At 68.4% G+C, this 24527-nt stretch carries 19 protein-coding genes and 1 pseudogene; 17 read left to right on the top strand and 3 right to left on the bottom strand.

Annotation, left to right across the window (positions count from 1 at the left end; genetic code table 11):
- The 14 genes from J2X70_RS00920 (at position 1) to J2X70_RS00855 (ending at position 15577) form a co-directional block, all read left to right on the top strand.
- The gene (locus tag J2X70_RS00920) at positions 1 to 942 is read left to right on the top strand and encodes an acyltransferase (RefSeq protein ID WP_025878007.1); all 942 of its coding nucleotides are present in this window, start codon (positions 1 to 3) and stop codon (positions 940 to 942) included.
- Positions 932 to 2482, top strand: coding sequence for an aromatic amino acid ammonia-lyase (locus J2X70_RS00915; RefSeq protein WP_080149574.1), 1551 nt, complete (start codon positions 932 to 934; stop codon positions 2480 to 2482). Before J2X70_RS00920 ends, J2X70_RS00915 begins: the two co-directional genes overlap by 11 nt.
- Positions 2469 to 2900 carry an acyl-CoA thioesterase gene (locus tag J2X70_RS00910; protein WP_025878003.1) on the top strand — a complete coding sequence of 144 codons (432 nt, stop codon included), beginning with the start codon at positions 2469 to 2471 and terminating at the stop codon, positions 2898 to 2900. The genes J2X70_RS00915 and J2X70_RS00910 overlap by 14 nt, the downstream gene beginning before the upstream one ends.
- Entirely contained in the window at positions 2897 to 3526 is a 630-nt protein-coding gene (locus J2X70_RS00905; RefSeq protein WP_049466720.1) for an outer membrane lipoprotein carrier protein LolA, read from the top strand. The genes J2X70_RS00910 and J2X70_RS00905 overlap by 4 nt, the downstream gene beginning before the upstream one ends.
- On the top strand, positions 3519 to 5864 hold the full coding sequence (locus tag J2X70_RS00900) for an MMPL family transporter (protein WP_309908419.1): 2346 nt from the start codon (positions 3519 to 3521) through the stop codon (positions 5862 to 5864). The genes J2X70_RS00905 and J2X70_RS00900 overlap by 8 nt, the downstream gene beginning before the upstream one ends.
- Before the next feature lie 62 nt (positions 5865 to 5926).
- On the top strand, positions 5927 to 7201 hold the full coding sequence (locus tag J2X70_RS00895; RefSeq protein ID WP_105164857.1) for an NAD(P)/FAD-dependent oxidoreductase: 1275 nt from the start codon (positions 5927 to 5929) through the stop codon (positions 7199 to 7201).
- Positions 7189 to 7743 (top strand): DUF3261 domain-containing protein, encoded by a 555-nt coding sequence (locus J2X70_RS00890; protein WP_033832520.1) that lies wholly within the window; start codon positions 7189 to 7191, stop codon positions 7741 to 7743. The genes J2X70_RS00895 and J2X70_RS00890 overlap by 13 nt, the downstream gene beginning before the upstream one ends.
- The gene (locus J2X70_RS00885; protein ID WP_099844121.1) at positions 7740 to 8927 is read left to right on the top strand and encodes a beta-ketoacyl-[acyl-carrier-protein] synthase family protein; all 1188 of its coding nucleotides are present in this window, start codon (positions 7740 to 7742) and stop codon (positions 8925 to 8927) included. The genes J2X70_RS00890 and J2X70_RS00885 overlap by 4 nt, the downstream gene beginning before the upstream one ends.
- The gene (locus J2X70_RS00880) at positions 8924 to 9382 is read left to right on the top strand and encodes a hotdog family protein (RefSeq protein ID WP_025877993.1); all 459 of its coding nucleotides are present in this window, start codon (positions 8924 to 8926) and stop codon (positions 9380 to 9382) included. The genes J2X70_RS00885 and J2X70_RS00880 overlap by 4 nt, the downstream gene beginning before the upstream one ends.
- Positions 9379 to 10110, top strand: a complete 732-nt coding sequence (locus J2X70_RS00875) for a 3-ketoacyl-ACP reductase FabG2 (RefSeq protein WP_279208197.1) — start codon at positions 9379 to 9381, stop codon at positions 10108 to 10110. The genes J2X70_RS00880 and J2X70_RS00875 overlap by 4 nt, the downstream gene beginning before the upstream one ends.
- The gene (locus J2X70_RS00870; protein ID WP_279208198.1) at positions 10110 to 11348 is read left to right on the top strand and encodes a beta-ketoacyl-ACP synthase; all 1239 of its coding nucleotides are present in this window, start codon (positions 10110 to 10112) and stop codon (positions 11346 to 11348) included. The genes J2X70_RS00875 and J2X70_RS00870 overlap by 1 nt, the downstream gene beginning before the upstream one ends.
- Before the next feature lie 37 nt (positions 11349 to 11385).
- Entirely contained in the window at positions 11386 to 11826 is a 441-nt protein-coding gene (locus tag J2X70_RS00865; RefSeq protein ID WP_025877987.1) for a hypothetical protein, read from the top strand.
- Between the two features lie 159 nt (positions 11827 to 11985).
- The gene (locus J2X70_RS00860; protein WP_025877986.1) at positions 11986 to 12246 is read left to right on the top strand and encodes a YcgL domain-containing protein; all 261 of its coding nucleotides are present in this window, start codon (positions 11986 to 11988) and stop codon (positions 12244 to 12246) included.
- On the top strand, positions 12239 to 15577 hold the full coding sequence (locus tag J2X70_RS00855; protein WP_309908412.1) for an ankyrin repeat domain-containing protein: 3339 nt from the start codon (positions 12239 to 12241) through the stop codon (positions 15575 to 15577). Before J2X70_RS00860 ends, J2X70_RS00855 begins: the two co-directional genes overlap by 8 nt.
- A gap of 512 nt (positions 15578 to 16089) precedes the next feature.
- Here the strand turns inward: J2X70_RS00855 and J2X70_RS00850 are convergent.
- A complete protein-coding gene (locus J2X70_RS00850; protein ID WP_080149582.1) occupies positions 16090 to 17868 on the bottom strand; it encodes a monovalent cation:proton antiporter-2 (CPA2) family protein in 1779 nt (592 codons plus the stop codon).
- Positions 17869 to 18212: 344 nt separating this feature from the next.
- Between J2X70_RS00850 and mgtE the strand changes: the two genes are divergently transcribed.
- Both mgtE and J2X70_RS00840 read left to right on the top strand, forming a co-directional pair.
- Positions 18213 to 19583 (top strand): magnesium transporter, encoded by a 1371-nt coding sequence (mgtE, locus tag J2X70_RS00845; RefSeq protein ID WP_025877611.1) that lies wholly within the window; start codon positions 18213 to 18215, stop codon positions 19581 to 19583.
- A gap of 136 nt (positions 19584 to 19719) precedes the next feature.
- Entirely contained in the window at positions 19720 to 22446 is a 2727-nt protein-coding gene (locus J2X70_RS00840; protein ID WP_099844117.1) for a bifunctional acetate--CoA ligase family protein/GNAT family N-acetyltransferase, read from the top strand.
- 42 nt (positions 22447 to 22488) lie between these two features.
- On the opposite strand, the gene J2X70_RS00835 is transcribed toward J2X70_RS00840, so the two are convergent.
- Positions 22489 to 22869: a YbjQ family protein gene (locus J2X70_RS00835; RefSeq protein WP_309908406.1), complete on the bottom strand. Its 381-nt coding sequence runs from the start codon at positions 22867 to 22869 to the stop codon at positions 22489 to 22491.
- A 45-nt stretch (positions 22870 to 22914) separates the two neighbouring features.
- Here J2X70_RS00835 and J2X70_RS00830 point away from each other — a divergent pair, with 45 nt between their 5' ends.
- Positions 22915 to 23616 carry an alpha/beta hydrolase gene (locus J2X70_RS00830; RefSeq protein WP_309908403.1) on the top strand — a complete coding sequence of 234 codons (702 nt, stop codon included), beginning with the start codon at positions 22915 to 22917 and terminating at the stop codon, positions 23614 to 23616.
- A 76-nt stretch (positions 23617 to 23692) separates the two neighbouring features.
- Here the strand turns inward: J2X70_RS00830 and J2X70_RS00825 are convergent.
- Positions 23693 to 24355: pseudogene (locus tag J2X70_RS00825) on the bottom strand (YdcF family protein); the annotation flags it as partial.
- Between the last annotated feature and the right edge of the window lie 172 nt (positions 24356 to 24527).

Here is a 24527-nt window from a genome sequence, read left to right as displayed (position 1 = left end):
ATGAGTCACGCGCACGACGCCCCGCACTGGGCCGACATCGGCGAGTCCACGTCGGTGGCCGGCGTGCTGTTCCTGTGCTGGGTGCACCGCTGGTTCGGGCGCTGGCCGTTCCACCTCTGCGTGTGGCCGGTCGTGGCCTGCCACTGGCTGGGCAACCGCGTTGGTCGCCAGGCCTCGATGCAGTACCTGCAGCGGCTGCAGGCCCATGCCGGTGCGCTGGGCCATGCGCCCACCCGGCGCGACAGCCTGCGCCACTTCTTCAGCTTCGCCGACACGATGCTGGACAAGATTCTCGGCCTCGGCGGCCGCTATCCGCCCGAGCGCATCCGCCTGCAGCGTGACCTGGTGCTGGGCAGGATCGCGCGCCGCGAAGGCGGCCTCATCCTGACCGCGCACATCGGCTGCCTGGAACTGTGCCAGGTGCTGGCCGAGCAGGTGCCGGGCTTCCGCATCACCGTGCTGGTGCATACCGCGCACGCGCAGCGCTTCAACCGGCTGTTGCAGCGGCTGGACCCGCTGGCCGCGGTGGAGCTGGTGCAGGTTACCGAGATGGGCCCGGCCACGGCGATGATGCTGGCCGACAAGGTCGCCTCGGGTGGCTTCGTCGCCATCGTTGGCGACCGCGTGCCGGTGCAGGGCGGGCGCAGCGTGATGGCTGATTTCCTCGGCCACCGCGCGCCGTTCCCGATCGGCGCCTATGTGCTGGCGGCCGCGCTCGGCTGCCCGGTCTACACGATGTCGTGCCTGCACCAGGGCGACGGCTATCGGGTGGCATTCGAACAGTTCGCCGACCGCGTGGTGCTGCCGCGCGGTTCACGCGATGCCGCACTGGCCGAACAGGCGCAGCGCTTCGCGCGCTGGCTGGAACTCCAGGTCATCCAGTCCCCGCTGGACTGGTTCAATTTCTTCCCCTTCTGGGATCAGGCTCCTCATGACGATTGACGCCGTACCCGTGTGCCGTTTCGGCGATGCACCGCTGACCATCGAAGACGTGGTCGCCCTGGCCCAGCGCAAGTGCGAGGCCGCGCTGAGCGATGTGCCGGCGTTCCGCGCACATATCCAGCGTGGTGCCGACTTCCTCGACCGCCTGCTGCGCGAGGATGGCGTCATCTATGGCGTGACCACCGGCTACGGCGATTCGTGCACGGTGAACATTCCGCCGGCACTGGTCGCCGAGCTGCCGCACCATCTGTACACCTACCATGGCTGCGGCCTGGGCCGTTACCTCGACCCGGCCGAGACCCGCGCCGTGCTGGCCGCGCGCCTGGCCTCGCTGGTGCGCGGCATGTCCGGCGTCAGCGTGTCGTTGCTGGAAGGCCTGGCCACGCTGCTGCAGCACGATGTGCTGCCGTTGATTCCGGCCGAAGGCTCGGTGGGCGCCAGTGGCGACCTGACCCCGCTGTCGTACGTGGCGGCCGTGCTGTGCGGCGAACGCGAGGTGCTGCACGACGGCCGCGTACAGCCGGCTGCCGACGTGCTGGCGAAGATCGGCATGACCCCGCTGAAGCTGCGGCCGAAGGAAGGCTTGGCGATCATGAACGGCACGGCGGTGATGACCGGCCTGGCCTGCCTGGCCTGGCAGCGCGCCGATTACCTGGCACGCATGGCCACGCGCCTGACCGCGTTCAACGTGCTGTCCAGCGACGGCAACGCGCACCATTTCGATGAAACCCTGTTCGCCGCCAAGCCGCACCCGGGGCAGTCGCGCATTGCCGCACGCCTGCGCAGCGACCTGCACAGCGAGCGCCCGCCGCGCAACGAGCAGCGCCTGCAGGACCGCTACTCGCTGCGCTGCGCGCCGCACGTGATCGGTGTGCTGGAAGACACCCTGCCGTTCCTGCGCCAGCTGATCGAAACCGAACTGAACAGCGCCAACGACAACCCGCTGATCGACGCCGACGGCGAGCGCATCCTGCACGGTGGCCACTTCTACGGCGGGCACATCGCACTGGCGATGGACACGCTGAAGAACACGGTTGCCAACATCGCCGACCTGCTCGACCGGCAGCTGGCGCTGGTGGTCGACGCCCGCTACAACCACGGCCTGCCGGCCAACCTGTCGGCGGCCACCGGCCCGCGCGCGGCGATCAACCATGGCCTGAAGGCGCTGCAGATCAGCGTTTCGGCGTGGACGGCCGAGGCCCTGAAGCAGACCATGCCGGCCTCGGTGTTCTCGCGGTCCACCGAATGCCACAACCAGGACAAGGTCAGCATGGGCACCATCGCCGCGCGCGACTGCCTGCGCGTGATCGAACTGACTGAACAGGTGGTGGCGGCCATGCTGATCGCTGCCCGCCAGGGCCTGGCGCTGCGCGAACGGGTTGGCATGAACGCGCAGCTGCATGGCAGTCTGGCCGACATGTACGCCGACCTGGGGCAGCGCATCGCCCTGGTCGAAGAAGACCGCGCGCTGGATCGCGAACTGCGGGAACTGCTGGTGGAGATCCGCGCGCAACGCTGGGAGCTGTATGTCGGTGAATGAAGGTAACGAACTGGTCGGCGAGGTCGAGCTGGCCCCTGCTTTCCATGACTGCGATCCGATGAACGTGGTCTGGCATGGCAACTACTTCAAGTACTTCGAGATCGCGCGCTGCGCGTTGCTGAAGCGCTACGACTACGACTATCCGCAGATGCTCGAATCGGGCTACCTGTGGCCGGTGGTCGACGCGCGGGTGAAGTACGTGCGGCCGTTGCTGTTTGGCCAGGCGCTGCGCGTGCGCTCGCGCATCGTCGAGTGGGAGAACCGGCTGAAGATCGAATACGAGATCCTCGATGCGGAAAGCGGCCAGGTGCTGACCCGCGCAATGACCATCCAGGTCGCGGTCGACGCGGCCAGCAAGGAAATGCTGTATCAGTGCCCGCCGGTGCTGTGGCAGCGTCTTGGAGTGCCTGCCCCGTGAACCGATCCCTTCGTCTTACGCGCGTGCTGCTGTGCGCGCTGCTGCTGGTGGCCGCACCGCTGGTGCAGGCGGCCGATGCCGCCGTCGATGCCATCACCCAGGCCGTCGCCCGACCGGACGTGCTGCGCGGGCAGTTCACCCAGGAAAAGCAGGTCAGCGGCTTCAAGAACCCGCTGCGTTCGCAGGGCCAGTTCGTGGTCGCGCGCAAGCACGGCGTGATCTGGTCCACGCTCAAGCCGTTCCCGTCGGAGGTGGTGGTCACTGCCGACCGAATCCTCAGCCGCCAGCGCGATGGCAGCACCCGCGTCGAACTGGACGCGCGCCAGCAGCCGGCGATGCGCTCGGTCAACGCGATCATGTTCGCGTTGATGAGCGGTGACGTGCAGGCACTGTCCAGCCAGTTCAACGTCGAGGCCACCCGTGAAGGGCAGGGCTGGCGCCTGAAGCTGACGCCGAAGTCGGCGATGCTGGCCAAGGCCTTCCAGTCGCTGACGTTGCAGGGCGACCGTTACGTGCGCCAGGTCGAGATCATCGAAGCCAACCAGGATCGCACCCGCATCCAGTTCACTGCGCTGAGCGAAGCGCCGGCCACGTTGAACGCCGACGAGGCGCGCCGCTTTGAGTGACAGCGCCGCACCGGATCGCCTGCGCCGCTGGTGGCACTGGCTGGGCATCGCCTGGCTGCTGCTGTTGCTGGTGCTGGGTGCGCAGCAGTGGCGCCTGTGGAGCCAGGAGTCGCGGATTGACACCGACATCCTTGCCCTGCTGCCGCAGGACGCGCACGACCGCCTGCTCAGCGACGTCACCCGGCGCATTGCCGATGGCAGCTCGCGGCAGGTGGTGGTGCTGCTCGGCAGTACCGACGGTGCCGCTGCCAAGCGCGCGCAGGCCGCGTTCGCCGCGGCGATGGCCAGTGATGCCGACAGCGCGCTGCTGGTGCCCAGTGGTTCGATCGAAGGCTGGTTCGATGAGGCGCGTGGGTTCTACGCACCGTACCGCGATCGCCTGCTGACCCCGGCCCAGCGCGAGCAGTTGCAGCAGGCCGAACCCGGTGCGTTGGCCGAACAGGCACTCGGCGCGCTGTACGGCCCGATGGGCGCGCCGCGGTTGACCGAGTGGCGGCAGGATCCGCTGTCGCTGTGGCCGCAGTGGTGGCAGCAGCAGGCCCAGGGCTCCGGCCTGCGCCTGGGCGATGACGGCCTGCTCGAGGCCGAAGGCAAGCACTGGGCGGCGCTGCAGTTCGATACGCCGGGCTCGGCCTTCAGGCTCGATGGCGAGCGTCATCTCGATGGCCTGCTCGAACGCGCCGGACAGGCGGCCAAGGCCGCTGCGCTGGATCTGGAGATCCTGCATGCCGGCGTGCCGTTGCATGCCGAAGCGGCTGCCGTGCAGGCCAACCAGGAGATCAACACCATCGGCTGGGGCTCGCTGGCGGCGGTGCTGCTGCTGGTGTGGCTGGCGTTCCGCTCGCTGCGGCCGATCCTGCTGGTTGCCGCTTCGTTGCTGATCGGTTGTGGCGTGGCGCTGGCGGTGACCGTGCTGGTGTTCGACAAGGTGCATGTGCTGACCCTGGTGTTCGGTGCCTCGCTGGTTGGCGTGGCCGAGGACTACGGCATCCACTGGTTCGCTTCGCGCCAGGCCGAGCCGGCCGACCGTCGCTGGAAGCTGCTGCGGCATCTGCTGCCGGGCCTGTGGCTGGCGCTGCTGACCAGTGCGCTGGCGTACCTGGCGCTGGGCCTGGCGCCGTTCCCCGGCCTGCGGCAGATGGCGCTGTTCTCGGTGGTGGGGCTGGCCGCTGCCTTCCTCACGGTGATCTTCTGGTTCCCGTGGCTGGACGGTGGCGAGATCCGTACCACCCGCTTCGCGCAGTGGCTGGGCAACACGCTGGAGCGTTTCCCGCGCCTGCACGGGCGTCGCCCGGTGGCGATCTTCCTCGGCGTGGCCGCGCTGGTGTCGGTCATCGGCATCGCCCGCCTGCAGAGCAACGACGACCTGCGCAGCCTGCAGTCGTCGCCGCCGGCGCTGATGGCCCAGCAGATCCGCCTCAGCCAGTTGCTGGGCATGCCCAGCCCGGCGCAGTTCTACCTGGTGCAGGGCAGCGATGCCGCACAACTGCTGCAGCGCGAAGAAGCGCTGACCACGCGCCTGCGTGAACTGACCCACGACAAGCGCATCGGCGGTTACCGCGCAATCAGTGACTGGTTGCCATCGCCCGCACGGCAGCAGGCCGATGCGGCGCTGACCGCCAGGGTGGAACCCGGCGTGCTGGCCGCGGTGGGCGAAGCGGTGGGCGAGCCCCTGCAGCGCCCGGCATTTGCAGCGGCGCCGCTGAGCGCCGAGGCGTTCCTCGCGTCGCCGGCGTCGCAGCCGTTCCGCCACCTGTGGGTCGGCAACGTGGGCGGGCAGATGATCAGCGTGGTGATGGTCGATGACCTGTCGCGTGCCGATGCACTGGCCACCCTGCGCGGTGCTGCCGAAGGCCTGGGCGGCGTGCGCTGGGTCGACCGTACGGCCGATTTCTCGCAGCTGCTGGGCCACTACCGCAAGCTGATGGGCGGCCTGCTGCTGGTCGGCATCGTGCTGGTGTTCGGCGCCCTGTGGCTGCGCTACCGGCGCCAGGCCTGGCGCGTATTCGCACCGACCCTGGTGGCCGGTGCGCTCACCCTTGGATTGCTCGGCCTGTTCGGCCAGCCGCTGCAGCTGTTCAACGTGCTGGCACTGATGCTGCTGCTGGGCATGGGCATCGACTACGGCATCTTCCTGATCGAGCACCGCGGCGATGCCAGCGCCTGGCTGGCGGTATGCGTGGGTGCGGCCAGCACCTGGCTGTCGTTCGGCCTGCTGGGTCTTTCGCAGACGCCGGCGCTGCGTGCGTTCGGGCTCACCCTGCTGTTCGGCATCGGCCTGGTGTGGCTGATCTCGCCGCTGTTCCGGCCGCCACCGCATGACGCTCCGCCGGCCTGACCGGGCACGCTTCATTCCGATTCCTCCGCTTTTCCACCTGATCGAGCAACAAGGACGCACCGATGACTACTGCTGTGGATGCCGCTGATTCTTCCCGCCACGAAGACGTGGAACGTACCGAGATCCTGATCATCGGCGCCGGCCCGGCTGGCTCGGTGGCCGCGGCGATGCTGCGCCAGCAGGGCCGCAGGGTGCTGATGCTGGAGCGCCAGCAGTTCCCGCGCTTCTCCATCGGCGAGAGCCTGCTGCCGCAGAGCATGGAATACATCGAAGCGGCGGGCCTGCTGCAGGACGTGGTCGAGGCAGGCTTCCAGTACAAGAACGGCGCGGCCTTCGTGCACGGGGAAGCGCGCACCGCGTTCGACTTCAGGAAGAAGTTCTCGCCGGGCTGGGGCACTACCTACCAGGTGCAGCGCGCTGACTTCGACAACGTGCTGGCGCGCGGCGCCGAGCGCATGGGCGCGACCCTGCGCTTCGGTGACGAAGTGCTGTCCGTCGAGCCGGGCGAGCAGCCGCTGGTGAGCGTGCGCCGCCCCGATGGCAGCGAGTACCGCATCGAAGCCGATTTCATCCTCGACGCCTCTGGTTTCGCGCGCCTGCTGCCACGCCTGCTGGACCTGGAATCACCGTCCAACTTCCCGGTGCGGGGCGCGATCTTCTGCCACGTGCGCGACAACATCCCGGCCGAAGCGGAATTCGACCGCAACAAGATCCTGATCACCACCCATCCCGAGCACATCGACGTCTGGTACTGGACGATTCCGTTCTCCAACGGCTGCTGCTCGCTGGGCGTGGTCGCCGAGCCATCGTTCTTCGAGCGCTACGAAGGCGACGACCTGCAGAAGCTGCAGGCCATCGTCGGCGAGGATCCGAACCTGACCTCGCTGCTGGCCAATGCCGAATGGGCGGTGCTGCCGGTGCGCCGCATCACCGGCTATTCGGCCAATGTCAGCTCGCTGTGGGGCCCGGGTTATGCGCTGCTGGGCAACGCCGGTGAGTTCCTCGACCCGGTGTTCTCCTCCGGCGTCACCATCGCGTTCAAGTCGGCGCAGCTGGCCAGCGAATGCCTGAAGCGCCGTTACGCGGGCGAGACCGTGGACTGGGAAAGCGAATTCTCGATTCCGCTGCGCGCCGGTGTGAAAACCTTCCGCCGCTTCGTCGAAAGCTGGTACCAGGGCGGCTTCCAGAAGATCATCTACCACCCCGACCAGCAGCCGCAGGTACGCGACATGATCAGCTCCATCCTGGCCGGCTACGCCTGGGACACCAACAATCCGTATGTGGCCGACGACAGTGGCCGTCGCATGCGCGTGCTGGAGGAACTGTGCAGCGCCTGATCGTCCGCCTCTCCGCGGTCCTGCTGTGCCTGCTGCTGGCCGCCTGTGCCAGCCGCATGCCGCGGCCGCTGGTCGACCTGCCGCCGCTGCGGCTGGCACCGTCCAGCCTGCCGGCGCCGTTGGCCCTGCAGCAGCAACTGCACTTCCGCTTCGGCAGCCACGAGCGTGATCTGGATGCGCTGCTGGAAGCCGACGCGCAGCAGGTGCGGCTGGCCGTGCAGGCGATGGGCCAGACCGGTGTGCGCCTGCAGTGGGACGGCCAGCAGCTGACCCAGCAGCGTGCACCGTGGCTGCCGCCACAGGTACGTGCCGAACGCGTACTGGATGACCTGCAGTTCGCGCTGTGGCCGACGGACGCCATTGCCGCCGCGCTGCCGGCCGGCTGGCAGGTGAGCGACGACGGCCGCCAGCGCAGCCTGTCCCGCGACGGCACCGTGTGGCTGCAGCTGCAGCGCCTGGGCGATGGCAGCGTGCAGCTGGACAACCGCGCCGAGGGCTACACCCTGCGCATCGAATCGATCGACATGGCCGGCCAGGAATGAAGAGCGCTCCCATTTTCCTGAACGACCTCGGCGTGGTCTGCGCGTTGGGCGAGGGCCGCACCGCGGTGGCTGCTGCGCTGTTCGCCGATGCGCCCGGCGGCCTGAGCGACAACGCCAGCCTGCTGCCGGGTCGCACCCTCGCGCTGGGCGAAGTGCACAGCCCGCTGCCGACGCTGGAGGAACTGCCGGTGTCCCTGCGTGGCCGCAACAATGCTCTGCTGGACGTGGCACTGGCGCAGATCGCGCCGGCCGTTGCCGATGCCATCAACCGTTACGGCGCCGAGCGTGTGGCGGTGGTGCTGGGCACCAGCACCTCGGGCATCGGTGAATCCGAACAGGCGCTGCGTACCCGCGCCGAGCACGGCCATTGGCCCGAAGGCTTCGACTACGCACAGCAGGAAATGGGCACCGCCGCGCAGTTCGTGCGTGAGCGCAGCGGTGCGCTGGGCCCGGCCTGGACGCTGTCCACGGCCTGTTCGTCCAGCGCCAAGGCGTTGATGTCGGCCGCGCGCATGCTGCGTTCGGGCATCGTCGATGCGGTCATCGCCGGTGGTGCCGATTCCCTGTGCCGGTTCACCGTTGCCGGGTTCAGCGCGCTGGAATCGGTCTCCGCAGTGCGCTGCAATCCGTTCTCGCAGCATCGCTGCGGGATCAACATCGGCGAAGGCGCCGCGCTGTTCCTGCTGACCCGCGATGCAGGCCCGGTCAGCCTGGCGGGGTGGGGTGAGTCGGCCGACGCGCACCATATGTCGGCACCGGACCCGCAGGGTCTGGGTGCCATCGATGCCCTGCAGCAGGCGTTGCAGCGTGCTGGCTGGGCACCTTCGGAAGTGGATTACGTGAACCTGCATGGCACCGCGACAGGCCACAACGACGCCATGGAAAGCCACGCCGTGGCGCAGGTGCTGGGCACCGCCGTGCCGGCCAGTTCGACCAAGCCACTGACCGGCCACACGCTGGGTGCGTCCGGTGCGATCGAAGCGGCGCTGTGCTGGATCCTGCTGGCCGAGAATCCGCAGCAGCAGCTGCCACCGCACTGGTGGGACGGCGTGGCCGATCCGGCGCTGCCGGCGTTGCCGCTGGTAGCCCCGGCGACCTTCCTGCAGCAGCTGCCGCGGCGGGTGCTGAGCAATTCGTTCGCCTTCGGCGGCAGCAATGCCGTACTGGCACTGGAGCGCCGATGAACATGCCGCTGTATGCCATCGAAGAGGTGGTGCCGCACCGCCAGGACATGTGCCTGCTGGACCGCATCCTGCGCTGGGACCAGGACGGCATCGAGGCGGAACTGGTGGTGCCCGAGGCCGGCCTGTTCATCGAAGACGGTGCGGTCCCGGCATGGGTCGGCATCGAATACATGGCCCAGGCCATCGCTGCCTGGGCCGGCTGCCGCGCACGCACGGCCGGCAACCCGCCGCAGCTGGGCTTCCTGCTTGGCAGCCGGCGCTACACCAGCACGCGCAGCAGTTTCCCCAGCGGCACCCGCCTGCAGGTACAGGCGCGTTGCGAGCTGTTGGGCGACAATGGATTAGGGATGTTCGCCTGCCGCATCCTGGCAGGCGAAGAAGAATGGGCGGTTGCCAACGTGTCGGTGTTCGAACCGGCCGACTCGATGGCCTATCTGGAGAGTGGACAGGCATGACAGGGAATCCAAGCGTGCTGGTGACCGGCGCGAGCCGGGGCATCGGCCGGGCCATTGCGCTGCGTATCGCGCGCGATGGCTTCGACGTGGTGGTGCATTGCCGCAGCCGTGTGGAAGAAGCACAGGCGGTGGCCGACGAGATCCAGGCGCTGGGCCGGCAGGCGCGCGTGCTGGCCTTCGACGTGGCCGACCGTGCTGCCGCGCGTGCTGCGCTGGAGGCTGACGTGGAGGCACATGGCGCCTATTACGGCGTGGTGTGCAATGCCGGCATCGCCCGTGACGGCGCGTTCCCGGCATTGTCCGAGGACGACTGGGACCAGGTGATCCACACCAACCTGGACGGTTTCTACAACGTGCTGCATCCGCTGATCATGCCGATGGTGCGGCGGCGCAAGCCGGGCCGCATCGTCACCCTGTCCTCGGTGTCGGGCGTGGCCGGCAACCGTGGCCAAGTCAATTACAGTGCGGCCAAGGCCGGCATCATCGGTGCCAGCAAGGCACTGGCGCTGGAACTGGCCAGCCGCCAGATCACCGTCAACTGCGTGGCCCCGGGCCTGATCGAGACCGACATGCTCAACGAAGAAGTGGTCGATCACGCATTGAAGCTGATCCCGGCCGGCCGCGTCGGCCGTCCCGAGGAAGTGGCGGCCACGGTCGCGTTCCTGCTGTCCGAGCCGGCCGGCTACATCACCCGCCAGGTGATCTCGGTCAACGGAGGGATGATCTGATGGCCGCCGATCGTCGCGTGGTGGTCACCGGTGCTGCCGCCATCAGTCCGCTTGGCCACGACTGGCCGACCATCCAGGCCCATCTGCGCAGCTGCCGCAATGCGGTGCGTTCGATGCCGGAATGGGATGTGTACGCGGGCCTGAACACCAAGCTTGCCGCGCCGGCGCAGGACTACGAGCTGCCGCCGAACTACAACCGCAAGACCACCCGCTCGATGGGCAAGGTGGCGATCATGTCGGTGCGCGCCACCGAGGTCGCCCTGCGTGAGGCGGGCCTGTTCGAGCACCCGGTGCTGCGCAGTGGCCGTACCGGCGTGGCCTATGGCTCGTCGTCGGGCAGCCACGAAGCCACCGGCGAATTCGGCCGCATGCTGCATGAGTTCACCACCGACGGCATCAGCGCCACCACCTACCTGAAGATGATGAGCCACACCGCGCCGGTCAACATCGGTGTGTTCTTCGGCTTGTCCGGGCGTGTCTACACCACTTCCAGCGCCTGTACGTCGGGCAGCCAAGGCGTGGGCGCCGGCTATGAAGCGATCCGCAGCGGCAAGCAGACGGTGATGGTGGCCGGTGGGGCCGAACAGCTCGACGCCACGGCTGCGGCGGTGTTCGACACCCTGTTTGCCACCAGCACGCGCAACGATGCACCGCACACCACCCCGCGTCCGTTCGATGCCGGCCGCGATGGCCTGGTGCTGGGCGAGGGCGCCTGCACGCTGATCCTGGAGGATCTGGAACACGCGCAGGCACGCGGCGCGACCATCCTCGCCGAGATCGTCGGTTACGGCACCAACAGCGACGGCCAGCACGTCACCCAGCCCAGCGCCGATACCATGGCCCAGGCCATGCGCCTGGCGCTGGAAGACGCCGGTCTGCAGCCGGCACAGATCGACTACGTGAACGCCCATGGCACCGCCACCGACCACGGCGACATCGCCGAGACCCAGGCCACCGCCCAGGTGTTCGGCAGCCGCGTGCCGATCAGCTCGTTGAAGAGCTACGTCGGCCACATGCTGGGCGGTTGCGGCGCGTTCGAAGCCTGGATGAGCATCGAGATGATGCGCGCCGGCTGGTTCGCGCCCACCCTGAACCTGGTCGAGGTGGACTCGCGTTGCGGCCAGCTCGACTTCATCACCGGGCAAGGCCGCGAGCTGCAGGCCGAGTACGTGATGAGCAACAACTTCGCCTTCGGCGGCATCAACACCTCGCTGGTGTTCCGCCGCTGGAGCGCGTGACCCCGCCGTACCCGCACCCCAACAAGGAGACGTTCCGATGCGCCGCACCCTGCTGATCGCCACTGCCACCGCGCTGCTGGCCCTGACTTCCACCGCTTCGGCGCGCGATACCCGCGTCGAACAGTCCCTGCGCGAGCTGATCAGTTCGCAGGCCGCCAAAGATGCCGGCATCGACGGCAGCGTGCGCTTCTACCTGGCCGGCCAGCCGGTCAGCGTGCAGCAGCGCCTGGGCGAAGACGTGACCAACAAGAAGACCAACGCCGCCAACAAGAGCGACGTCGAGGCCTGCAACTGGGTCGCGCTGTCGGCACTGCTGGCCCTGCAGGACGGTGCCAAGTCGCGCGGCGCCAACGCCGTGGTCGACATCGTCAGCTACTACAAGAAGAACGAGTTCAAGAGCGCGACCAACTACGAGTGCTGGGCCGGCACCTTCGTCGCCGGCGTGGCCCTGAAGGGCACCTACGCCAAGGTCAAGTAAGCGCTGCCGACCGGTGGCGCAGCCTGAACGGCGCCGCCACATTGCTGAACCTCAACGGGGAAACGCCGTCGATCGCGCCGCCATCGTCGCGTGACGGCTTTCCCCGGTGTCGGCTTTCCGACACAATCACGGCTCTTCCCGGGTTATCGTCCCGTGGACATGCACGCCTACGTCTATAAAAGCCAACTCAAGCCGGACACCTACGTCTATCTCGCCCGACGCGATGACTTCAGCGCTTTGCCTGCGCCGCTGTCGGCGTCGTTGGGTCCGCTCGTCTTCGTGCTGGACGTGACCCTGGACGCGGAGCGCCGGCTGGCCCAGGCCGACCCGGCCAAGGTGCGCAGCGAACTGACCGAGCGCGGGTTCTACCTGCAGGTGCCGCCGTCGGTGAGCAGCATGATGCTGCGCCACTATGACTGAGCTTTCCCGATCCCGCGCCCTGTCGCTGGCCTTCACCCTGGGTGCCTTGCTGGCACTGGGTTCGGCGCTGGGCGGCCTGCCCGGTGCGGTGCTGGCGGCACTGGCACAACCGGCGTTCGCGTTGGGAATCTCGTGGTGGCGGCGCAGCCGTGCGCTGCTGCCGCCGAAGGTGATCGTCCGCCAGGACCTGCCGGCGCTGCTGGCACTGTGGATCGCCGCGCCGTTGCTGCTGGCCCTGTTGCTGGCCTGGCCGCTGGCCGCGCTGCGCGACAGCGGTAGCCTGGCTGCGGTGCTGGGTCTGAGCGTGCTGGTCAGCGCTGGCCTGCTGGCGGCCTGGCGCACCTGGCCGCTGTGGAATGATGTCGAGCGTCTCGACGGTGGCCTGGCCCAGCATTGGCAGGCGCTGGCCGGCCGCGACCTCAGCGCCTGGCGTGGCCTTGGCGTGGCCGCACTGGTGATGGCCCTGGCCGCACTGGTGGTACTGCCGACCTGGCCGGGCCTGCTGCCGGAAAGCGCGCGTTGGCCGTCGGCACTGGCGGTGCTGCTGCTGTCGCCGCTGCTCCACCTGCTGCTGCAGCGCATCGCACCGGCGCCGCTGGTCTCGCTGCGCGGCCCGGTTGGCGCTGAACTGCCGGTCGATCGCGAAACGCTGTTCAGCACTGCGGTGGACACCACGCCGCTGGAAGCATTGGCGCCGCAGGAGCTGACCCCGGCCCTGTACGAAGCCGCACGCCACGGCCGCATCGACCGCGCGCTGCAGTTGCTGCAGGCCGGCGCCGATCCGCATTCATTGCCTGACCCGAACTGGCGCGACCAGCGCAGCCTGGCTGTACTGGCCGCAGTATTGCCGGACCTGCGCCTGCTGCGCGAGCTGATCGGCCGCGGCGTCGATGTGAACGCGCCGCACCGTGGCATGACCCCGCTGCTGGCCGCGACCCGCGACAGCTGGCATGGGCGTCCGGAAGCGGTGATGACCCTGCTGGCCAACGGTGCCGATTCGCGCGCCACCGACAGCGAGGGCAACACGCCCCTGCACCACGCCGCGCGCAGTTCCGACCCGGGCGTGGCCGCGCTGCTGCGCGATGCGGCGGCTGAAGTGGACGCACTGAACCGTGATGGCTGGTCACCGCTGGCGGTGGCCTGCCAGGTCGGCAACTGGCGCCTGGCGCGCTTCCTGCTGGAGCGTGGCGCGCGCAGCGAACCGGCTGACGGCACCCCGGTGCTGCTGGCCGCGGCCGCCACCGAGGACGACGATCCGGCCGGCGTGCAGCTGCTGCTCAAGCACAAGGCACGTGCCGACGCGCGCGACCGCCAGCGCCGCAGCGCGCTGCATGAAGCCGCACTGGCCGGCCACGTGGACATCATCGGCGTGCTGCTGGCCGCCGGTGCCAACCTGGAAGCGCGCGATGCGCTGGGCCGCACGCCGTGGCTGGAAGCCGCACGCGCCGGCCGCGCTGCCGTGGTCGAGCACCTGCTGCCGCACAAACCCGACCTGGTTGCGGTCGACACCGATGGCCGCAACGCGGTGCTGCTGGCCACGATGGCCGAGGACGTTTCGCCGTTGTTGATCAAGCGCCTGCTGGAACTGGGCATCGCTGCCGACGGCAGCGATCCGGCCGGCCGGCGCGCGGTGGACTATGCCGCCGAAGCCGGTCGCTGGGCGATCGTGGCCCTGCTGGACCCGTCCTACCCGCTGCCCGCCGCGGTCAGCGATGGCCTGGCCGAGCGCGGTGAGACGGCCAGCGCCAGCGGCCTGTTGCCCGACCGCCCGCCGTTGACCCTGCTGCGCGAGGCGCTGGGGTTCGGCAATACCGATGGCGTGGCCGCACTGGCCAAGCTGTGCCAGCCCGAAGAACTGGGTGGCTTGCTGCTCGATCCGGAGCTGGCGCTGGAGCCGCGTGCGGTCGACTGGCTGCTCGCCCATGGTGCCGATCCGTACGTGCGCGACGCCTGCGCAGATACGCCGATGTTCGCGCTGCTTTCGCGCGGCATCGATGCCGTGCCAGCCCTGCAGGTGATGCTGCAGCACGGCCTGTCGCCGGCCGGGCGTGGCGGCCTGGCGCGTTTCCTGGCCGCCTGTGCGCAGCACGACCAGGCGGCGCGTGGCCTTGAGCAGCTGGCGCTGGAACTGCTGGAGCGGGGCGCCGATCCGTTTGCCGCCTCGCCAGCCGGTGATCCGCCGTTGTCGCTGGCGGTGCGCCTGGGCTGGCTGCGCCTGCAGCAGGCCCTGCTCACCACCGGCGTGGACCGCGAAGCACGCGACAGCCATGGCATGACCGCGCTGCATCTGGCCACCGCACTGGCGCGCGAAAGCGCCTTGAAGCTGTTGGTGCAGCACGGCGCCTCGCCGGAAGCGCGTGCTGCCGATGGGCAGACACCGCTGGGCGTGGCGTTGTCGATCGGTCGTCGTGATCTGGCTGATTGGCTGGACTGGCGCGTCTGGCCGTTGCCGCGCCGGACCCTGCGCGAAGGCGATCTGCCGGCCGCCGCGATGGCCGGTGATGTCGACGCCGTGCGTCGTTTGAATGATCTGGGCTTTGCCGTCGACGCCGTCGATGCGCAGGGCTGCACCGCACTGCTGCGTGCTGCCGGCGGTGGCCACCTGGCCGTGGTCGACCTGCTGCTGGCGCGCGGCGCTGATCCGCAGCATGCCGCTGCCAGTGGTGCCACGCCGTTGTCAGCGGCGGTCAGCATGCGCCAGGTCGAGATCGTCTCGGCCCTGCTCGACGCCGGTGCGCAGCTCGAACACCGCCTGCCAGGCGGGGTCACCGTGCTGATGCTGGCCTCGGCGCTGGGCCTGCCGGACATCGTGGCGCGCCTGCTCACCGCCGGTGCCGATGTGCACGCCGGCGATGCCCAGCAGCTGGCGCCGCTGCACTGCGCAGCCCTGTATGGCTTCAGTGCGCGCGACCGTTCGCGCCTGCTGGCGCTGCTCGATACCCTGCTGCTGGCTGGTGCAGAGCCGGATCAGGCCGCCGCCGGTGCGGTCACGCCGTTGCTGCTGCTGCTGGGCGCGCGCGCCGAACCGGGAACCGCCTGCGACGAGCAGGTGGTGATGGCCGCCGTCGAGCGCCTGCTGGATGAAGACGTCAGCCTGGACGTGCGCGATCCGCGCGGCTTCGGCCCGCTGCACCTGGCCGCCCTGCACGGGTTGCCGCTGCTGGTGCAGCGCCTGCTGCGCGCCGGTGCCGACCCGGAAGCGCGCGATGGCTTGAACCGCAGCCCGCGCGAGATCGCGGTGATGCGCGGCTTCATCGACGTCGCCGCCGAGTTCGAGCCGCGCGTGCCGGGTGTCTCTTCGATGGCCAGGTTCCTGCGCGACAACGGCTGACCCCAAAGCGCGGCAGTGCCGGCCGCTGGCCGGCAGCTTCGCAATCCTGGCGGGGTTCATGAGGTTGCCGGCCAGCGGCCGGCACTACCCAACCCCGTCGATCAGCGCTCCTTGTCGCCGTCGCTTTCCGCGTCCGAGCCGCGCGTGCCGGGCGTATCGTCGATGGCCAGGTTCCTGCGCGACAACGGCTAACCCCTGGGCGCGGTAGTGCCGGCCGCTGGCCGGCAGCTTCGCAATCCTGGCGAGGTTCATGAGGTTGCCGGCCAGCGGCCGGCACTACCCAACTCCGTCGATCAGCGTTGCTTGTCGCCGTCGCTTTCCGCGTCCGAGCCGCGCGTGCCGCGCGTGCCGGGCGTATCGTCGATGGCCAGGTTCCTGCGCGACAACGGCTGACGGTCGCCTTCCATTGGGTGGGTGCCGACCGTTGGTCGGCAGGATGCCTTCAGTAGATCCACGCCATGCGTGGATGATCGCCGCGCACGGAAACAAAAACATCCACGCATGGCGTGGATCTACTTGTCGTCGCTTTCCGCGTCCGCTTCGAACAGGTGCATCAGGTCGTTGCGGGCATCGCGCGAGGTCTGGATCACGGCGGCCTCGTCGTCGTAGACCAGGTACTGGTCGCGCAGCAGCTTCTCGTCGTGCTCGCGGAACTGCTGCACATGGCGCTCGGCCACGTTCGGTGCCACGCCCAGCGCGGTCAGCACGCGCCCGCTCATTTCCAGGCTGGTACCGAATACTTCGCGGAACGGTTCGGCCGACATGTCCATCAACCGCCAGGCATGCTGGCGGTTGCGCGCACGCGCCAGCACCGTCGCGTCCGGGTACAGGCGGCGCACCATGCGCACCGCCCGCAGGTTGGTTTCCGGGTCGTCCACGGTGATCACGAACACGTCGATGTGCTCGCCACCGGCGGCGCGCAGCATCTCCGGCCGGGTCGGATCGCCGTAGTACAGCTGGTTGCCGAAGCGGCGCAGGTCGGCCACCGTGTCCGGGTTCGCCTCCAGTGCCACGAACGGCACCTTCTGCGCGGTGAGCAGGCGCGCGATCACCTGGCCGAAGCGGCCCATGCCGGCAATCAGCACCTTCGGGCGATTGTCCGGCGCCACCTTGTCGGCCTCCGCCGCCTGGCGGGGCGCGACCTTCTCCTCGCCGAGCAGGCGCATCAGGGCGATCATCAGCAACGGGGTGATCGCCATCGACAGGCCGACGATCGCCACCAGCCGGTCATGGTTGGCATTGCCCAGCAGATGCGCACGCTGGGCTTCGTTGAACACCACGAAGGCGAATTCGCCGCCCAGCCACAACACGCTGCCCAGCAGCAACGACTGCCGCGAGCTGAGTCTGGCGATGCGGCCGATGGCGTACAGCAGGCTGAACTTCACCACCAGCAGGATCGCCACGCCCGCAGCGATCATCCACGGTTCGGCGGCGATGCGGTCCAGGTCGATGCCCATGCCCACGGCAATGAAGAACAGGCCCAGCAGCAGGCCCTTGAACGGCTCGATCTGCGATTCCAGCTCATGCCTGAATTCCGAATCGGACAGCAGCACGCCGGCCAGGAATGCCCCCAGGCTGGGGCTCAGCCCGGCTTCCTGCATGAACCAGGCGGTGCCCAGCACCACCAGCAGCGCGGTGGCGGTGAACACCTCCGGGCTGCGGGTGCGGGCGATGATGCCGAACACCCGGCGCAGCACCGGCCGCCCGCACAGGATCACCACCGCCAGCGCGCCCAGCGCGACGGCCGCATCTTCCCAGCGCAGCGTCTCGTTCTTGACCCCGCCCAGCAGCGGAATCGCGGCCAGCAGCGGAATGGCGATCAGGTCCTGAAACAGCAGGATGGCAAACCCCAGCCGGCCATGGTCGCTGTTGATCGCCTTGTGTTCGGACAGCAGCTGCAGGCCGACCGCAGTCGACGACAGCGCCAGCGCCACGCCCACCACCAGCGCGCTCTTCCACTGGAAGTGATCGAGCAGCAGCAGGCCGCCCAGCACCAGCCCGGACAGCGCCACCTGCGCCGCGCCCGCACCGAACACCGAGCGCCGCATCACCTTCAGCCGGGCCGGGGACAGCTCCAGCCCGATCACGAACAGCAGCATGACCACGCCGATCTCGGCCGCGCCGAGGATGCGGTCGGCGTCCTGTACGAAGCCCAGACCGTCCGGACCCAGCACCACGCCGGCCGCCAGGTAGCCCAGCACCGCGCCGAAGCCGAACTTCTTGAACACCGGCACCGCGATCACCGCGGCCAGCAGCAGCACCAGTGCCAGTTCCAGACCACCGCTATGCATGGGAATACCTGGTCATCGGGAGGCCGGCTGTGCGTCCGTTCGGCGGGGAGGGGAAGCGCGGCGGATGCCACCTGGTCATTATGCGCGCGCCGCTGTGTACGCACGAGAACGGCAGCGGGCCCATTGTCCGGTCAGCGTGGCGGGTTGACCTGCACCGACCGCAGGTCCAGACTGCCCGCCGCTGCCGGCGTGTCCGGCAGTACACCCCTCCGGAGTCCCCAACCCATGTCCAGCGACAGTAGAAGTCGACCTCGGTCGACGCCAGCGATGGCCACCGCCTGACACCGGGACGGTTTGCCTGCGTTGGCGTTGCGCGAGGTCGCACCCCATGAAGGCGAATCACCATGAACCAGAAGCAATTGCTGCGTCCGGTGGCCGATGCCGCAGCATTGTCGGCACCGCTGGCGAACTACAACACCGCCGACGCGGTCGAATTCCTCAACACGCTCGAACTGCAGCGCGCCGCCGAGACGCTGGCCGCGCTGTCGCTGCCGCGCGCAGTGAAGATGCTCGAGGCGCCGGAGCTGCACCGCAGTGGCGAACTGGTTGCCGCACTGCCGCCGGCGCGCGCCGCCGCGCTGCTGGGGTTGATGGCCGACGACCGTGCCACCGATATCGTCCACGAGCTGGATGAAGAAGAACGCGCGCGGCTGATTCCGCTGCTGGGCAACGAAGCCCGGCAGACCATCCAGAAGCTGCTGAGCTACCCGCCGAACACCGCCGGTGCGCTGATGACCACCGAGTTCGTCGCCGTGCCCGCCACCTGGACCGTGGCCCAGACCCTGCAGCACATCCGCCAGGTCGAACGCACGCGCGAGACCGTGTATGCGATCTACGTGCTCGACCCGGCCAACCAGCAGCTGCAGCAGGTGGTGACCATGCGCCGGCTGATCACCGGGCTGCCGGAGGAATCGATCCTGGACGTGGCCCAGGTCAATCCGCCGGTGATGGTGGATGCGCAGATGGACCAGGAAGACGTGGCGCGGCTGATCCGCCGCCACGATCTGCTGGCCATTCCGGTGGTGGACGCGCAGCAGCACATGCTCGGCATCGTCACCGTCGATGACATCCTCGATGCGCTGATCGAAGAGTCCACCGAAGACGCGCACAAGTTCGGCGGCATGGAGGCGCTGGACAAGCCGTACATGCAGATCGGCTTCTTCGAGATGCTGCGCAAGCGCGCCGGCTGGCTGAGCGTGCTGTTCGTCGGCGAGATGCTGACCGCCAGCGCGATGCAGCACTACGAGGACGAACTGGCGCGCGCGGTGGTGCTGACCCTGTTCATTCCGTTGATCATGAGCTCGGGTGGCAACTCCGGTTCGCAGGCGACCTCGCTGCTGATCCGCAGCCTGGCGCTGCGCGAACTGCGCCTGCGCGACTGGTGGAAGGTGGCACTACGCGAAGTACCCACCGGCATGGTGCTCGGCGCCATCCTCGGTTGCCTGGCCATCGTACGCATCGTGATCTGGCAGCTCGGTGGCTTCCATGACTACGGCGAGCACTGGATTCTGCTGGCGATCACCATCGGTGCCGCGCTGGTGGGCATCGTCACGTTCGGCTCGCTGTCCGGGTCGATGCTGCCCTTCATCCTCAAGCGGCTGGGCTTCGACCCGGCCAGCGCCTCGGCCCCGTTCGTGGCCACCCTGGTGGATGTGACCGGCCTGGTCATCTACTTCAGCATCGCCGCGATGATCCTGCACGGGACGCTGCTGTAACGGGGGGCGTCATCCACGCATGGCGTGGATCTACTGGTTCTGGCCGGCGCAGTAGATCCACGCCATGCGTGGATGCGATGCCAGGTTCCTGCGCACGATCATGCCGCCGCAGCGCCGGTCCGTGTAACGTAGGCACATGAGTACCTACCACCTGCAGTCCGTGTTCCGTCCGCAGTCGGTCGCGGTGATCGGCGGCAGCCCGCGTGAGCGCTCGGCGGGCCGCGCGGTGATGCGCAACCTGCGCGGCACCGGCTTCCCCGGCAAAGTGGCATGGATCAACCCGCGCCATGCCGAGATCGATGGCATCCGCACGGTGAAGCGGCTGAAGGACCTGGACTGGGTGCCGGAACTGGTGGTGATCACCGCACCGGCCGCCATCGTGCCGCAGGTGGTACGCACCGCTGCCGAACGTGGCGTGCAGGCCGCGATCATCCTCACCGCGCACCTGGGAGAAGGCCCGGGCTCGCCATGGGCACAGGTGGAGGCCGCCGCGCGCGCGCATGGCCTGCGCATCCTTGGCCCGCACTGCCTGGGCGTGATCGCACCACATGCACGGCTCAATGCCAGCATCGCCGCGCATTTCCCACAGGCCGGCGACCTCGCGCTGATTTCCGAATCCTCGGCGATTGCCGCCGCCCTGGTGGAATGGGGCGTGGCGCGCTCGGTGGGGTTCTCCGCGGTGGTTTCGCTGGGCGACACCATGGACGTGGACTTCGGCGATCTGCTGGATTATTTCGCCACCGACTACCGTACCCGCGCCATCCTGCTCTATGTCGAGCAGATCAAGGACGCGCGCAAGTTCATGTCGGCCGCGCGCGCCGCTGCGCGTGCCAAACCCGTGGTGGTGGTGAAGTCCGGGCGCGCCGAACGGGTACAGCCGGGCAGCGCCGATACCCACGTGCAGGCACTGGCGCGCGCCGATGATGTGTACGGCGCGGCATTCAACCGTGCCGGCCTGCTGCGGGTGAGCGCGCTGGACGAACTGTTCACCGCGGCCGAGTCGCTGGGCCGGCTTGGCACCTTCCCCGGTCGTCGCCTGGCCATCCTCAGCAACGGCGGTGGCGTCGGCCACCTGGCGGTGGACCAGCTGATCGCCCTGCAGGGCACGCTGGCGCAACTGTCCGACAGCACCGTGCAGAAGCTGGATGCGGTACTGCCGCAGGGCTGGACGCGCAGCAACCCGGTCGACATCGTGGTCGACGCCGATGGTGATCGCTATGCCACTGCCATCGAAGCGTTGCTGGCCGACAGCGAGAACGATGCGGTGCTGGTGGTCAACGTGCCTACCGCGTTCACCTCGTCGGCCGATGCGGCGCAGGCGCTGACCCGTACGCTCGGCCTGCGCCCGCGCCACCACCGCGACAAGCCGGTATTCGCGGTGTGGCTGGGCAACGACGACCAGGCCACTGCCACCCTCAATGCCGCACGCGTGCCGACCTATCCCACCGAAGCGGAGGCCGTGCGCGGCTTCCAGCATCTGGTGCGTTACCGGGAGGCACAGAGTGCGTTGATGGAAACGCCGCCGAGCCTGCCGCAGGATTTCAGCGTGGATACCGCGCGTGCGCGCGCGCTGGTCGAAGCCGCGCTGGCCAATGGCCAGGGCTGGCTGGACCCGTTGGCCACCCATGAACTGCTGAAGGCCTACGGCATCCCCTCTGCACCGGTGATGCACGCGCGCGATGCGCACGAGGCGATGGACCTGGCGCAACCCTTGCTGGAGCGTGGCGCGACGGTCGCGTTGAAGATCCTGTCGCCCGATATTCCGCACAAATCCGAAGTGGATGGCGTGCGCCTGAATCTGGCGACGCTGCCGGCGGTGCAGAGCGCGGCCAAGGCGATCCTTGCCCGTGCACGGCAGTTGCGGCCGGACGCGCGTATCGACGGCCTGCTGGTGCAACCGACCATCGTCCGCCCGAAGGCGCGCGAGATCATCGTCGGCATCGCCGACGACGCCACGTTTGGACCGGTGATCGTGGTCGGGCGCGGTGGCACGGCGGTGGAAGTGATCAACGACAAGGCACTGGCGCTGCCGCCGCTGGACCTGCGCCTGGCCCACGAGCTGATCGGCCAGACCCGGGCTTCGCGCATTCTCAAAGCCTATGGCGACGTGCCCGCCGCCGATGAGCGTGCACTGGCACTGGCGCTGGTAAAACTGGCGCAGCTGGCGGCGGACATTCCCGAAGTGCGCACGCTGGACATCAATCCCCTGCTGGTGGACAGCAAGGGCATCCTCGCGCTGGACGCGCGCGTTGCGGTTGCGCCGTCGCGCATCCTGCACAAGGGCCGTGGCCATCCACGCTTCGCCGTGTTCCCGTATCCGAAGGAATGGGAGCGCACCATCGAGCTGTCCGATGGCGGTCGCGCGTTCGTGCGCCCGGTGCGGCCGGAAGATGACGCGCTGTTCCGTGCGTTCTTCGCGCGTGTCAGCGACGAGGATCTGCGTCTGCGTTTCTTCCAGTCGGTGAAGCATTTCAGCCACGAGTTCATCGCCCGCCTGACCCAGCTGGACTACGCCCGCTCGATCGCATTGGTGGCGCTCGAACCGCGCAGCGGCGAGATGCTCGGCGCGGTGCGACTGCATGCCGATGCGGATTACCACCGTGGCGAGTACGGCATCCTGATCCGTTCGGATCTGAAGGGCCACGGCATCGGCTGGCGCCTGATGGCGATCATGATCGAGTACGCCAAGTGGCTGGGCCTGGACGTGGTGGAAGGCCAGGTGCTGCGCGAGAACAGCACCATGCTGGCGATGTGCCAGAGCCTGGGCTTCAAGACCCGGCTGGACCCGGACGACCCGACGGTGATGATGGTGACGTTGCCGGTGCAGCAGGTGGAAGTGCCCGACGTCCCGCCGGTGGCGTGACCGTGACGGTAGCGCCGGGCCATGCCCGGCGGAACTTCGGATTCAATGCAGCGGCTCGACCACCACCGCCGTGCCATAGCACAGCACTTCGGTCAGGCCGGTCATCACATCGGTGGCGTCGTAGCGCATGCCGATGACCGCGTTTGCACCCAGCTGCCGCGCATGCTTGACCATGTCGCGATAGGTTTCCTCGCGCGCCTGCTCGCACAACTCGGTGTAGATGGTGATGTTGCCGCCGAAGATCGTCTGGATGCCGCCAAGGAAGTTGCCCACGATCGAGCGCGAGCGCACGGTGATGCCGCGTACCACGCCCAGGTTGCGCGCGATGCGGTAGCCGGGCAGCTCGAAGGCGGTCGTCACCATCGAATCCTCGAAGCGCGCTGCTGACGTGGTCGGGGTACCGCTGTTGTAGGGGTCGGCCATGGGTGTCTGGTCGTGTTGTGGGTTTGAAGACGCCACAATACCCGCATGACCGACCGCATTCCCCTGCTGCTGCTCCCGGGCCTGCTCAACGACGCCGAACTCTGGCGCGCCCAGCTGGCCGACCTGGCCGATATCGCCGACTGCACCGTGGGCGACCAGACCCGCGGCGAGACCCTGCAGGCCGTTGCCGAGGAGGTACTGGCGCAGGCGCCGGAACGGTTTGCGCTGGCCGGTTTCTCACTGGGCGGCTTCGTCGCCCAGCAGATCCTGCGCACCGCGCCGGAGCGTGTGCTGCAGCTGGCCCTGATCGACACCTCGATTCATGCCGACTCCCCGGAACGTGCCGAACAGCGCCGCAGCCAGTGCGCCAGCGTGCGCCTGCCCGGTAAATTCCACGGCTTTGGTGACGCGCTGATGCGCAGCTATATCGACGCCTCGCGGCTGGACGACTACGTGCTGGTGCAGCGCGTGCGTGACATGACCGCACGGCTGGGTGCGGAGGTGTTCCTGCGCCAGAGCGCGCTGGAGCGCAGTGATGGCCACGATGTGCTGGCCGGCTACCGCGATCCGCTGCTGATCGTCTGTGGTGCGAACGACCGCATCACGCCGTTGGCGGTGAGCGAGGAGATGCACGCGCTGGTGCCGCATTCGCAGCTGGTGGTGGTGCCCGATTGCGGGCACCTGGCACCGATGGAGAAGCCGGACGAGGTGAGTGCGGCAATGCGCGGATGGTTGTTGCAGGTGTGACACTGTCCTGCCTGATGGATTCCTCGTTCCACCCCATGCCGTTGTAAACGCGGTAGCGCAGCACGCCGATGTATTCGTGCACCATCACTTCGATCAGCAGCAGGTTGTATGCGGAGGGAAGCCATCCTGCTGCGGCGCGGAGGCGATCACTGGGCAGGCCCTCGGCCACGACACCGAAGTGCCGGAAGTAGATCAGGCTGCGCTTGAGATGCAGGCCTGAAGTCACCAGCACCACCCGGAGACTGTCGTGCTGGATGATTCGGCTGCTGTTCCTGGCGTTCTGCCAGGTGTTCACGCTGGCCTGCTCGCGGACAATGTGGCCCGCAGGCACGCCCAGCGCAATCAGTTCACGCGCGTAGACCTCGGCTTCCGTGGCGTTGTCCGGCGTCGTGGCACCTCCACTGACCAGCACCGCGCAGGTTTCGCCGTTGCGCTCGCAGGCGAGGTAGCGTTGCGCTGCGGCCATCAACCGGCTATTGCCAGCCAGGCTTGGCCTAGAGCTGTGAGCATCCTGATCGATGCCAGCGCCCAGCACGACAATGGCCGTGCGTGGATGCGGCGCCGGTGCAATGCTTGAAGGTGCGTCCTGTGCCAGGTCCAGCAGCCATTGCGTGATGGGCGGGCTCGCGCTGGCCAGGATCGCCAGCGGCGCCAAGGCCAGCGCGGCGGCGCTGCGTACGTGTTGCTTTCGGACAAGAACAGCGCACAAAAGCAGCAGGAAAAGTGTCAAGGCCAGCATGACGAACCTCAGGACAATTTGAATGGATTCCGATGGCGTTGCGCGATGGGCGCTTCCATGCTGGATGCCATGGATCTGAAGCGAATGTCACTCCCGGTCAGATGTGCTGCCATCGTGGGCGCCATCCTGCTCGCGGTTGCTGTCGGGCTTCTTCTCGGTAGCACGTTTCCGC

Source organism: Stenotrophomonas sp. 1337 (genome assembly GCF_031455455.1).
Classification (GTDB): domain Bacteria; phylum Pseudomonadota; class Gammaproteobacteria; order Xanthomonadales; family Xanthomonadaceae; genus Stenotrophomonas; species Stenotrophomonas indicatrix.
The sequence above is the reverse complement of the archived record's forward strand: the minus strand, read 5'-3'. Positions and strand labels throughout refer to the sequence as shown.

What these genes read in the sequence shown, in the direction of transcription:
- J2X70_RS00915 (WP_080149574.1), top strand. Translation starts at nt 932, where the DNA reads ATGACGATTGACGCCGTACCCGTGTGCCGTTTCGGCGATGCACCGCTG.
- J2X70_RS00840 (WP_099844117.1), top strand. Translation starts at nt 19,720, where the DNA reads ATGAGTACCTACCACCTGCAGTCCGTGTTCCGTCCGCAGTCGGTCGCG.
- mgtE (WP_025877611.1), top strand. Translation starts at nt 18,213, where the DNA reads ATGAACCAGAAGCAATTGCTGCGTCCGGTGGCCGATGCCGCAGCATTG.
- J2X70_RS00855 (WP_309908412.1), top strand. Translation starts at nt 12,239, where the DNA reads ATGACTGAGCTTTCCCGATCCCGCGCCCTGTCGCTGGCCTTCACCCTG.
- J2X70_RS00880 (WP_025877993.1), top strand. Translation starts at nt 8,924, where the DNA reads ATGAACATGCCGCTGTATGCCATCGAAGAGGTGGTGCCGCACCGCCAG.
- J2X70_RS00850 (WP_080149582.1), bottom strand. Translation starts at nt 17,868, where the DNA reads ATGCATAGCGGTGGTCTGGAACTGGCACTGGTGCTGCTGCTGGCCGCG.
- J2X70_RS00865 (WP_025877987.1), top strand. Translation starts at nt 11,386, where the DNA reads ATGCGCCGCACCCTGCTGATCGCCACTGCCACCGCGCTGCTGGCCCTG.
- J2X70_RS00920 (WP_025878007.1), top strand. Translation starts at nt 1, where the DNA reads ATGAGTCACGCGCACGACGCCCCGCACTGGGCCGACATCGGCGAGTCC.
- J2X70_RS00860 (WP_025877986.1), top strand. Translation starts at nt 11,986, where the DNA reads ATGCACGCCTACGTCTATAAAAGCCAACTCAAGCCGGACACCTACGTC.
- J2X70_RS00910 (WP_025878003.1), top strand. Translation starts at nt 2,469, where the DNA reads ATGTCGGTGAATGAAGGTAACGAACTGGTCGGCGAGGTCGAGCTGGCC.
- J2X70_RS00870 (WP_279208198.1), top strand. Translation starts at nt 10,110, where the DNA reads ATGGCCGCCGATCGTCGCGTGGTGGTCACCGGTGCTGCCGCCATCAGT.
- J2X70_RS00895 (WP_105164857.1), top strand. Translation starts at nt 5,927, where the DNA reads ATGACTACTGCTGTGGATGCCGCTGATTCTTCCCGCCACGAAGACGTG.
- J2X70_RS00885 (WP_099844121.1), top strand. Translation starts at nt 7,740, where the DNA reads ATGAAGAGCGCTCCCATTTTCCTGAACGACCTCGGCGTGGTCTGCGCG.
- J2X70_RS00875 (WP_279208197.1), top strand. Translation starts at nt 9,379, where the DNA reads ATGACAGGGAATCCAAGCGTGCTGGTGACCGGCGCGAGCCGGGGCATC.
- J2X70_RS00830 (WP_309908403.1), top strand. Translation starts at nt 22,915, where the DNA reads ATGACCGACCGCATTCCCCTGCTGCTGCTCCCGGGCCTGCTCAACGAC.
- J2X70_RS00835 (WP_309908406.1), bottom strand. Translation starts at nt 22,869, where the DNA reads ATGGCCGACCCCTACAACAGCGGTACCCCGACCACGTCAGCAGCGCGC.